Below are 9,963 nucleotides of genomic sequence, written 5' to 3' on the forward strand. Positions count from 1 at the left end.
CCTCCCCGCCCTTACAGCTCGACGCCCTGGCGGCGTGCCATGATGGTGGTGATGCGCTCGGTCAGCATGCCCTTGAGCAGGATGACGACGAGGCCGACAATGGCGTACCAGATCGCCACCTTGACGTGGTAACCGGCGACGACAACGCCCTTCTTTTCAAGTTCGAGCAGAGCCACGAGAATGCCGCCCCAGACGAAATATTCGCCCGGATTGATGTGCGGGAACAGGCCGAGCGGCGGATGCACGTAAGACACGGCCGCGTCATAGAAGGCCGGCTTGTGCTTTTCTTCCAGGAACGATCCGAACGTATAGGCCATCGGATTGGTGAGGAAGAACACCGCCAGCAGCGGCAGTAGCGTATAGCGGGTCAAGGCAATCCTGCCGGCGCCGCGCGCCAGGCCATGCACGCGCTCCTCGCCGACCAGTTCGGTAACGGCGTAGAAGGCGGTCATCAGCACCACCAGCGTCGGAATGATGCCGGTGACGAAGCCGGCGAACACTTCGCCGCCCTTCTGGAAGATGCCTATGAAGTACTTGCCGATGGCGGTCAGCCAGCCGAGCTGCTCTTCCTGCTGGACTTCCTTCAGCTTTTCCTTGAACTGATCGACGGTTATGGGTCCGCTGTCCGCTTGCGCCAGGACAACGAGATGGTCGGATGCATGCTCGACGGCGAGCTTGCCATGCAATGCAGCATCCGAGACCATGGCACCTGCGACATGCAGATTGTGCACGGCCATGTCGGCATGCTGCGCCAACAACGAAAATACAGACATTTCTCCTCCTTATGCCGCCCGCCGGTTATGCCAGCCGGTGCGTCCTCTAGGCCCTTGCTACGTTCAAACCGGATAGACCCGGCTTCTTCCCCGGCTCCGACCGTGCTTTGTCGATCTGTTCGATCGCCCGCTTCACGGCCTCGGCCACACCGGGTTCCCCCTCCCCCATGATCGCAGGGTTGGACCGGACTCGATCGAGGGGAACACCCTCGAATTCTTCATGTCTCTTGAACTTGGTGAAGACGGACCGGCCGCTCATCACCATCAGGCGGCGCACGATCAGGTCAGGCGTGACCACGATGAGCGCGATGGTGCCCTTGGCCAGCCGGCCGCGAAAATTGCCGGCTCCGACGAAGCCGTCCTTGTACTGGTCGGTGACGCCCCGGAAGACATCCGAATAGTGCCGCATCTGCAGCCAGACGCCGAGCGACTGCAGCGCCCACACAATAACCAGCAGAAGCAGTCCCCACTGCCAAATCGCCATTCGGTTCTCCTCCCGAAGCCTATGTTGAGCTGCACCTTGGACCGGCGCACGACAACAGCAAAGTGAGAACATTTGTTTCCGCGAATGTCAATATGTATGATATTGACCTCAACCACGGTCATCCACAGGGCCGTCGCCGATTTCGGTGGCGGCATGGCTGTGCTAGCCTGTCGTCAAACGGGATGCATGCAATGGAACTGCCCTTCAGGGATGAATTGGCCCTTATGCCCGACCTGCGCCACCGGCTGCGGCAGCTGCGCTGGTTCCGCGCCACTTTCCGCGGCAGCGCCAAGGTGGTCTCCGACACGTTCGGCGTGCGCTTCGAGATCGACGAGGCGAAGCTGACAAGAGCCTTTCTCGACTGGGTCGAGATCATGGAAGCGCAGAAGCGCTTTGCCGCGATCGACCGCGCCGACTTCATTGTCTTTGCCGCCGGCCTGGTGCTGCGCGAGCTGATCAAGCAGGCGCCGGCCAGGGAAATCTCCGGTCTCGCCGAGCTCATCGAAACGGATCAGAATGCCGGCACGCTGGAAATCATCCGCTTCTGGCCGGAAGGCTTCCTCTACACCAATTACTGCGTCTCGGTGATTTCGGCGATCTACGAGCAGGAGTTCGGCAAGGCGCCCAGCATCGACAAATGCGCCGATGATTTGCGCACCTGGTGGTCCTATCGCGAGAACGTGACCGAGATGCCGGCCTACGCGGTGGCTTTCCTCGACCGCTTCCTTGGTGCGGAACCGAACTGGATCACGCCGGACCGCGCGCAGTCCCGGCAAGCCATGCAACGGGCGCTCGGATCTGGCCGCGCAAGCGATGCGCTCCGCCAGCTTTGACTGTCAGCCGTTTCAGCACCAAAACGCACCCGAGACATCGCACTATTGAACATTTGACTTTTTGCCGATAGCGATGTGCGAAAAGTTGACGTGAGGAGACAAGCGCGTGGCGCGACCAAGGCCTATCATCTTCGATTGCGACGGTGTTCTCGTCGACAGCGAGCCGCTGGCCGCCAGGGCCTATGAGCGCGTCTATGAAAAGCACGGCATGCCCGGCGTCCATGGCGGCATCATCGCCCAATGCGTCGGCATGAAGCAGTCCGACATTATCGCCCGGATCAGGGAACTGACCGGCCACCAGTTTCCCGCCGCCGCCGACGGCGATATCTGGGCCGAGACCAAGGTGCTGTTCACCGAGGAATTGAAGCCGACGCCGGGAATCGCCGCATTTCTGGAAACGCTCGAGGGCGACCGCTGCGTTGCCTCGTCATCCTCCGTCGAGCGCATCAATCACAGCCTGGCCGTCACCGGGCTGGCGCATGTCTTCGGAGATGCGATCTACAGTTCCTCCATGGTCAAGAACGGCAAGCCCGCGCCCGACATCTTCCTGTTCGCCGCCGCCAGGATGGGCGCCGACCCGGCCGAGTGCATCGTCATTGAGGACTCGCCCTTCGGTATCATGGGCGCGGTCGCCGCCGGCATGACGGCGATCGGCTACACCGGCGGCGGCCACACCTATGCCGAGCACGCTGCACGGCTGACGGCGGCAGGTGCCGATTTCGTCTGTGCCGACTGGCAAGAAGTTAGCCGGCAATTGTCCGGACTCGGCGTGCCGGCGTAGACTTAGAGAGGCCGCGGCCATTCGCTGCGTGGAATCTCAGCGCCTACACGGAAGTCGAAGGACAAGACCCTCGTCGCATCGGTGTCGACCTCGCACCGGAAGCTCAGATGGTACCATGCGGTTGTGGTGCTGAAAGCGACATCCGGGGCGACAATTATATTGCCCCCCTTCAGGGGAACTTTCGGCCACTGATAAGGAAAATAGGAGCCTTCCACCAGTTGCTGTTGCAACTCGCTGGCGCAAAGTAGGGAAGCACGCTCATTGCGAGGTACGCCGCCCATCGACGTCGTGGCCAGCGCATCGCCGGTTGCGCCTTGCGAATAAAGCCTGCGAACACCCGGAGGGCCCGAATCGTTACGAGATGCGGATTTCGAGGCCTTTGAGGGGCTGGGCTTCGGCGCATTTGCAGGTTTGGGCTTCGGCTTTTCGGCCGACATGGGAAGCTCGATCTCGCCATCGGCAGCCAAAGGCGCCGGTGCCGCGCCCTGTTGCTTGGCTGCGTTGAGCGCCGCCTGCTTGTCTGCCTCCTGTTTGGCTGCCTGTTGTTTATCCATCTCCTCGGTTGAAGCTGTCTGCTTCTCCGCATCCTGTATGGGCTTGGCGTCCGCCGTCGCGGTTACCGGCTTCTCGTCGGCCGTGGTTGGATCTGCCGGCGTGACAGGTTGGCTGTCTGCAGGTTTCGGCACGACAGGCGGCTTCGAATCGTCATCCTTGGCCGGCGACGGCGAATTGTCCTGAGCGCTGGCCCCATCCAGGGATTTCCTAGGGCCGGTATCCTTGTCGCCAAACTGAAAAACAGGCTTCAGCACCTCGACTGGCGAGGGCTTCTGCACCTGCTTTTCCGGCGGAGGCGGCCTTTCAACCTTCTGCTCGGGTGGTTTTTCTACTTTCGGCTCCGGTGGCTTCGGAGACGGCCCGGGAGCAGGTTTTGGTTTCGGCTGATCGGGCGGAGGCACGAGCGCGACATTGACCGGCTGCTCCTCCTGCGGCTGTTGGGGAGGAATTGGCAGGCCATATATCAGGATCGCCGCGACAAGCACGTGCAGGATCAGCGATGTGGGGATGCCCCACAACAGATTCCGACGCCGTTCTCGTGCCTCGTCCTTCATCCTGACCGATGTGGAATGAAATAGCGGCAGCTTCAAGCACTGGCGCGAGATTGGCGCGGTTTAGCCGCTGACACCTTGTCGATCTGGATCACTACACCCAGGGCAGCCCGGCCAAGGCGCTGGGGCGGCTCAATGAGCGGCTGCCCACGATCCGATCCTTCAAGGCCTGAGATCAGCCAGTTCGTGTCGCCAGGATGGGCGTCGATCCTACCGACCGCATCGTCATCGAGGATTCGCCCTATGGCATCCAGGGCGCTGTCGCGGCAGGCATGACGGCGATCGGCTACGCCAATGCCGGCCACACCTATGCCGAGCACGCCGGGCGACTGACGGCGGCCGGAGCCGATTTCGTCTGCGCGGACTGGCAAGAAATCGGCCGGCAATTGTCTCTGATTGGCGTGCTGGCCTAATTTAGCGGATACTTGGTGAATCCACGGCTGGCCCATTCGCCAGGCGGGACCAATGACCCCACACGGAAGTTGAAGGATAGGACCCTCGTCGCATCGGGGTCCACCTCACATCGGAAGTTTAGATTGTACCAGGTGTTTCTGGTGCTGAAGGCCGCTTGAGCGGGGTTGAGAACATTGCCTTTGTCCAGCGTGATGGTTGGCACCCATTTGACCGAATAGTCGGCACTTTGCAGCTCCTGGCTCAGAACATTCCCGCAAAGGGTGGCCACGCGCTGACCGCGCGGTACGTTTTCCATGGAGCTTCTCGCGAAGGCATTGCCGGTTGCCCCTTGCGAGTAAAGCTTCCTGACGCCCGGAAGGCCGGAATAGATTGGCGATCCTGCAACGTCGTTGTTGCTGGGATTTGACCTTCCGGCATTCCCGATCGGCGCCTTGAAGGCTCTTGCGGGTTTGAACGTCAGTGCCTTGGCAGGCTTTGCCTTGCCGGTTGAAGCTGGAGGCGCTGGTTTACCACCAGTCTCGGCCGCCAATGGCTTTGGCATCACAACCGCCTGCTTTTCGGCGGGTTGCGGTGCGAGCTCCTGTTTGTCCGGTTGCGATTTGTCAGCGTCCTCGGTGGCCTGCTTCTCCTCGTTTTGCGCGGGTTTTTCGTCCGGCGCGGCGGTTGCCGGCTTCTCGTCAGGCTTGCTGGGCTCTGTCTTCTGCTGTGCCGTTGCGACCGGGGCGGGCTGCGTCGGCGCGGGTGTCGGTGTTACAGGCGGCTTCGCCGCCTCATCCTTGGCCGGTGACGGCGTGTTGGCTTTAGCGCTGCTTCCGTCAAGCGATTTCTCCGGCCCCGTATCTTTCTGGCCGTACTGGAAAACGCGCTTCAGGACATGGTCGTCTGGAGGTTTCGGCGGCTCCGGAGGCGGCTTTTGTTCAGGCGGCTTTTCAACCTTCTTTTCAGGTTTCGGCTCCGGTGGCTTTGGAGTAGGTTTCGGCTTAGGCTTCTCCGGCGGCGGCACAATCGCGACGTTGACGGGCTGTTCCTGCTGATCCGGCTGCTGCGCGGATCTCGGCACGCCAAAGAACAGGAACGCTACGATCAAGGCATGCAGGATCAGCGATGCGGCCAAGGCCCATCGCCAATTGCGAAGCCATTCTCCTATCTTGCCGTTCATTACGCCCGATGTGGAATGAAATAGCGGCGGCTTCAAGCACAGGCACGAGATTGGCGCGGTTTAGCCGCTGACAGCTTGGTGATCGGGATGGTCGATACAGGCGCAGCTTTCACCGGGCCGCTGACGAGCATCGATGATGCAGCGTCCGTCCTGACATTCACGACAAGCCGATATTTATCAAGCGCCAAGGCTCTGTTCCGCGGCCGCCGCCGGGATCAGCCAGCCGGATTGTATGCGCAGCCGTGCCTGGGCACCACTCTCCAGCCTGACCGGGTCTGGCTGCTCGAAATGCAAGGTGAGGTCAGGACCGGCGACGGGCGCGAATTCGATGCGCGCGCCGCCCCCTTTGTAGACCACGCGCTTGATGAGGCCGTTTAAGCCTGGCCCATCCGGCGAGACGCCAAGGTCGGCTGACCGGCAGCAGATCTTGGCACCCGCACGCGGCCGCTCGCCGGGGCGGCAGCGGACCACGAGCTCGGTTCCCAGAACCCTGACCTTGCAATGGCCGCCGTCTTCAGCCGTCAAAACGTCCGCCGGCAGCAGCATGCCTTGCGAGATGAAGGACGCCACCATTTCATTTGCCGGCTCATGATAGAGCTCCCGCGGCGTCGCGAGCTGCGCCAGACGCCCATGATCCATCACCGCGATACGGTCGGCCAGCGCTATCGCCTCGGACTGATCGTGGGTGATGTAGATCATGGTCGTGCCGGTGCGCTTGTGGAAGGCGGCGAACTCGTCCTCGATCGAGGCTCTGAGATGCACGTCGAGATTGGCGAGCGGCTCGTCGAACAGCACCAACGACGGCGCGGCGACAAGGCAGCGTGCGAGCGCCACGCGCTGGCGCTGGCCGCCGGAGAGATTGGCCGGCCTGCGCTCGCCAAGCCCCTGCAGATTGACCAGAGCGAGCGCGTCTTCCACCTTCTGGCGCGCGACGGCCTTGTCGAGCTTCGCCACCCTCAGCGAATAGCCGATATTCTCGGCCACTGTCATGTGCGGCCACAGCGCGTAGTTCTGGAAGACGATGCCGACGCGCCGCTTTTCCGGCGCGACGCTGCCGCCGCTGTTCGAAACGACATTGTTACCGATGCGGATTTCGCCCGAGGTCACTTTCTCGAAACCGGCGACGAGCCGCAGCAAGGTCGTCTTGCCACAGCCGGATGGCCCGAGCACGGCCAGGAACTCGCCGTCGGCGACGTCGATCGAGACATTCTTGACCGCATCGAAATCAGCGAAGCTCTTGGTCACATGGTCCAGGCTCAGTCTCGCCATGGCAGAACTCCGCTGGGAAGGTAGGGGGCAAGCAGATTGGTCACCAGCATCAGCAGGAAGGTGACCGCGACCGTGATGACCGACATCGCCGCAGCGTAGTTGGAATCGCCGCCCTGCTCGAAGGAGAACATCACCACGCCGATCGTCTCGGAACCCGAGGACCACAGCAGCGCCGAGACGGTGAGTTCGCTGAGCGCCGTCATGAAGATCAAAAGACCGCCGGCGATCGCCCCCGGCGCGACCAGCGGAAAGATGATGGTGCGCATGCGGGTGAACAGCCCCGCCCCCGCCACCTGTGCTGCCTCCTCCAGCGCCCGGTCTATCTGGTGATAGCCGCTGATGGTCGGCCGGAGAGCCAGCACCAGGAAGCGGGCAAGATAGGCGTAGAGGATGATCCAGACCGTGTTGTAGAGTTGGATGCCGGTCAGCGGGATCGGCCTGAGGAAGAGCAGCAGCGAGGCGATCGCCAGCACGACGCCGGGCAAGGCATAGGGCAGTTCGACCGCCAGGTTGAGCAGCCGCACCCAGCGCTGCTTGCCCCAGGCGATGAGATAGCCGACCGGCACGGCGACGACGACCGCGAAGAAGGCGGCCGCGATCGACAGCCAGAAACTGTTGAAGAAGGCGCGGTTGGCCGCGTCATGCTCGAACAGCACGAAGCGGTAATTGTCGAGCGTCACCGTCTTGGCGGTGAGCGCGATGCCATAACCCGGCACCAGCGAGGTCAGCACCAGCCCGAACAGCGGCAGGAACAGCACCAGCACGATCAGCAGCCACATGCCGGCCTGGACGACGGGCCGCCAGCGTCCGAGTTCGTAAGGTTCAGCCGGCAGCGATGTCGAAGAGATGCGGTAGTCGCGGCGGCGGCTCATCATTTCCTGGGCAAGGATGCCGGCCATGGCGATGACGCCGATCAGAACCGACAGGAACGCGGTCTCGCCGAGCACGGCCGGGCCACCGCCGGCCAGCTTCTGGTAGATCAAGGTCGGCAGAACCAGGTAGTTGGCGGGAATGCCGAGGAAGGCGGGAATGCCGAAATTGCCGATGCAGGAGACGAAGGCCAGTGCCGCGGCCGCCATGATCGACGGCGTCATCAAGGGCAGTACGATGGTGACGAGCACGGTGAACCAGCCGGCGCCACCGGCGCGCGCGGCCTCGACCAGCTCGCGCGGCAGCTTGCGCAGGCCAGCCCGCACCAGCAGGAAGACCAGCGGGCCATACTGTACGCCGAGCAGCAGGATGATGCCCGAGGTCGAGTAGAGCGGGTTTTTCGTGCCGAGCGGCGGCGCGGCTCCGAACAGCTTGAGGAATGGGCTTGCCGGGCCGAACAATTGCAGCCAGGCCAGCGCCGTCACCTGCGGCGCGGTCATCAGCGGCAAGACGTAGCACAGCACCAGGGCGGAGCGACCGCGTATGTCGGTCAGCGAGACCAGCACCGCCACCAGCGTTCCCGACAGCACCGCAAGCAAGGTGCCACCGATGCCGACGACCAGCGTATGCCATGTCGCGATCCAGGTCGTCGGGCTTCTCAAGCCCGCCTCCGCGGCCACGGTCGACAGCGTGCCGCCGGGGGCCACGATCTCCTCGATGAGGCGCAGCATGGGCAGCAGCGAAAGCAGCACGATGACGACGGCCACCGCCGCCGTCAGGGCCATTTCCTGGCCCCGGCTTTCCCTGATGCGTGTTGGCATGGTTGCGTTTCCTGAGGTCGGGGATGCCGTCGAAACGACATCCCGCCACGATGCCGGCTCAACCGCCGAACAGTTCCTGGAACTTCGCCTTGTCGGCGCCGGTCTTGACGACAATTGCCTTGGTGTCGAACGGCATCACCTTGACCTTGACGCCTTCCGGCAGCCAGTCGGGGCGGCCAACCGAGGCGCGCGCCGGCAGGTAGCCCATGGACAGTGCCAGCTTCTGGCCTTCATCGGACAGAATGAAGTCGACGAACTTCTTGGCGCCGTCGACATTCTTGGCCGTCTTCATGATGGCGACCGGTTCGGTCACCGCCGGCACGCCTTCGCTCGGGAATACGAACTCGACCGGCGAGCCCTTCTTCTTGGCGTTCATCGCCATGAAGTCGACGAGGATGCCATAGGGCTTCTCGCCTGACGCCACCGACTTCAGCACCGCGCCATTGCCGCGCACGCTGACGGTGTTGTTGGCCTTCAGCTTCTGGAAGAAATCCCAGCCATAATTGCTATCCCCGACGAAGCCCGAAAGCAGGTAGGCGGCAGCACCCGAATAGAGCGGGCTCGGCATCACGAGGCCATCGGCATAGGCGGGCTTGGCAAGATCGGCCCAATGCCGCGGTTTCTCGGCCGCCCCGGTGTTGTAGACGATGCCGGTGGTGATCAGCTTGCTGCCGAAATAGGTCTTGTCGGCGTCATAGGCATCCGCATCAATGCCGTCGAGCTTGGCATCGGCATAAGGCAGCAGCCGATCGTCCTTCTTCAACAGCTCCATCGAGACCGCGTCGGCGATCAAGAGCACGTCGGGCTGCGGGCTGCCGGCGGCGAACTCGGCCGCCATCTTGGTCAGGATGTCGCTCGTTCCGGAGCGATAGATGGTCACGTCGATGCCGGGCTGTACCTTCTTGAAGGCGTCCACGGTCTTGGCCGCGTCGGCTTCCGGCTGCGATGTGTAGAGCGTCAGAGTTTCGGCGTTTGCCACGCCGGCAAACAAAGTTGCCGCGAGCGCCAGCTGGCTGGCCAGCAGCTTGATGAGTAGCGTCTTCATGAGACCTCCTGTCCTGTCTGTGCATGACCGGTCCGGGCCATGGCCGGCTCCCCGTCCCTTCCTCCCTGCACGGCGCATATGACTGGTGGATGACAGCGTACATGCGCGATCGGATCAAGCGACGGCTTGGCATGAGATGCTCTGACGGCACGACAAAAAGGCCCGCGGAATTGGCTTTCCGCGAGCCTGATGGGCGCAACTCATCAAGGGGCGCCTCGACTGGCCCTAGACCAGCATGCCCATCGGGTTCTCGATCAGCCGCTTGAAGGCGACCAGCAGTTCCGCGCCAAGGGCTCCATCAACCGCGCGATGGTCGGTCGACAGCGTCACCGACATCACTGTGGCGATTCTGATCTCGCCATTCTTGACCACAGCCCGCTCCTCACCGGCGCCGACCGCCAGGATGGT

At 62.7% G+C, this 9,963-nt stretch carries 11 protein-coding genes; 3 read left to right on the forward strand and 8 right to left on the reverse strand.

The features are described 5' to 3' along the window. Positions 1–11 precede the first annotated feature (11 nt). A complete protein-coding gene (gene srlA / locus QQK95_RS31590; protein ID WP_027047456.1) occupies positions 12–773 on the reverse strand; it encodes a PTS glucitol/sorbitol transporter subunit IIC in 762 nt (253 codons plus the stop codon). Positions 774–819: 46 nt separating this feature from the next. After that, entirely contained in the window at positions 820–1,257 is a 438-nt protein-coding gene (locus tag QQK95_RS31595; protein ID WP_284278423.1) for a transcriptional regulator GutM, read from the reverse strand. 191 nt (positions 1,258–1,448) lie between these two features. Between QQK95_RS31595 and QQK95_RS31600 the strand changes: the two genes are divergently transcribed. Both QQK95_RS31600 and QQK95_RS31605 read left to right on the forward strand, forming a co-directional pair. Further along, positions 1,449–2,090 carry a hypothetical protein gene (locus QQK95_RS31600; protein WP_032933820.1) on the forward strand — a complete coding sequence of 214 codons (642 nt, stop codon included), beginning with the start codon at positions 1,449–1,451 and terminating at the stop codon, positions 2,088–2,090. A 106-nt stretch (positions 2,091–2,196) separates the two neighbouring features. Beyond that, positions 2,197–2,871 (forward strand): HAD family hydrolase, encoded by a 675-nt coding sequence (locus QQK95_RS31605; protein ID WP_284278424.1) that lies wholly within the window; start codon positions 2,197–2,199, stop codon positions 2,869–2,871. Positions 2,872–2,873: 2 nt separating this feature from the next. On the opposite strand, the gene QQK95_RS31610 is transcribed toward QQK95_RS31605, so the two are convergent. Continuing rightward, positions 2,874–3,980 carry a DUF930 domain-containing protein gene (locus QQK95_RS31610; RefSeq protein ID WP_284278436.1) on the reverse strand — a complete coding sequence of 369 codons (1,107 nt, stop codon included), beginning with the start codon at positions 3,978–3,980 and terminating at the stop codon, positions 2,874–2,876. Between the two features lie 194 nt (positions 3,981–4,174). Here QQK95_RS31610 and QQK95_RS31615 point away from each other — a divergent pair, with 194 nt between their 5' ends. Further along, on the forward strand, positions 4,175–4,390 hold the full coding sequence (locus tag QQK95_RS31615; RefSeq protein WP_284278425.1) for an HAD family hydrolase: 216 nt from the start codon (positions 4,175–4,177) through the stop codon (positions 4,388–4,390). Here the strand turns inward: QQK95_RS31615 and QQK95_RS31620 are convergent. The 5 genes from QQK95_RS31620 to QQK95_RS31640 all read right to left on the reverse strand — a co-directional run. Further along, positions 4,387–5,550, reverse strand: coding sequence for a DUF930 domain-containing protein (locus QQK95_RS31620; protein WP_284278427.1), 1,164 nt, complete (start codon positions 5,548–5,550; stop codon positions 4,387–4,389). The two genes, QQK95_RS31615 and QQK95_RS31620, sit on opposite strands and share 4 nt — an antisense overlap. A 177-nt stretch (positions 5,551–5,727) precedes the next feature. Continuing rightward, positions 5,728–6,819, reverse strand: a complete 1,092-nt coding sequence (locus QQK95_RS31625; RefSeq protein ID WP_284278429.1) for an ABC transporter ATP-binding protein — start codon at positions 6,817–6,819, stop codon at positions 5,728–5,730. Then, on the reverse strand, positions 6,807–8,510 hold the full coding sequence (locus QQK95_RS31630; protein ID WP_284278431.1) for an ABC transporter permease: 1,704 nt from the start codon (positions 8,508–8,510) through the stop codon (positions 6,807–6,809). The genes QQK95_RS31625 and QQK95_RS31630 overlap by 13 nt, the downstream gene beginning before the upstream one ends. Positions 8,511–8,568: 58 nt before the next feature. Beyond that, positions 8,569–9,555, reverse strand: coding sequence for an ABC transporter substrate-binding protein (locus tag QQK95_RS31635; RefSeq protein WP_284278432.1), 987 nt, complete (start codon positions 9,553–9,555; stop codon positions 8,569–8,571). A 225-nt stretch (positions 9,556–9,780) separates the two neighbouring features. After that, positions 9,781–9,963, reverse strand: a 183-nt coding sequence (locus tag QQK95_RS31640) for a 2-oxo acid dehydrogenase subunit E2 (protein WP_284278434.1), incomplete at its 5' end; no start/stop codon positions are given.

This window comes from Mesorhizobium huakuii (genome assembly GCF_030160235.1).
Taxonomy (GTDB): Bacteria; Pseudomonadota; Alphaproteobacteria; order Rhizobiales; family Rhizobiaceae; genus Mesorhizobium; species Mesorhizobium huakuii.

Bases quoted from the DNA above. Each gene is read 5' to 3' on its own strand.
- QQK95_RS31625 (WP_284278429.1), bottom strand. From the start codon at position 6,819: ATGGCGAGACTGAGCCTGGACCATGTGACCAAGAGCTTCGCTGATTTC.
- QQK95_RS31610 (WP_284278436.1), bottom strand. From the start codon at position 3,980: ATGAAGGACGAGGCACGAGAACGGCGTCGGAATCTGTTGTGGGGCATC.
- QQK95_RS31620 (WP_284278427.1), bottom strand. From the start codon at position 5,550: ATGAACGGCAAGATAGGAGAATGGCTTCGCAATTGGCGATGGGCCTTG.
- QQK95_RS31635 (WP_284278432.1), bottom strand. From the start codon at position 9,555: ATGAAGACGCTACTCATCAAGCTGCTGGCCAGCCAGCTGGCGCTCGCG.
- QQK95_RS31600 (WP_032933820.1), top strand. From the start codon at position 1,449: ATGGAACTGCCCTTCAGGGATGAATTGGCCCTTATGCCCGACCTGCGC.
- QQK95_RS31630 (WP_284278431.1), bottom strand. From the start codon at position 8,510: ATGCCAACACGCATCAGGGAAAGCCGGGGCCAGGAAATGGCCCTGACG.
- QQK95_RS31595 (WP_284278423.1), bottom strand. From the start codon at position 1,257: ATGGCGATTTGGCAGTGGGGACTGCTTCTGCTGGTTATTGTGTGGGCG.
- QQK95_RS31615 (WP_284278425.1), top strand. From the start codon at position 4,175: ATGGGCGTCGATCCTACCGACCGCATCGTCATCGAGGATTCGCCCTAT.
- srlA (WP_027047456.1), bottom strand. From the start codon at position 773: ATGTCTGTATTTTCGTTGTTGGCGCAGCATGCCGACATGGCCGTGCAC.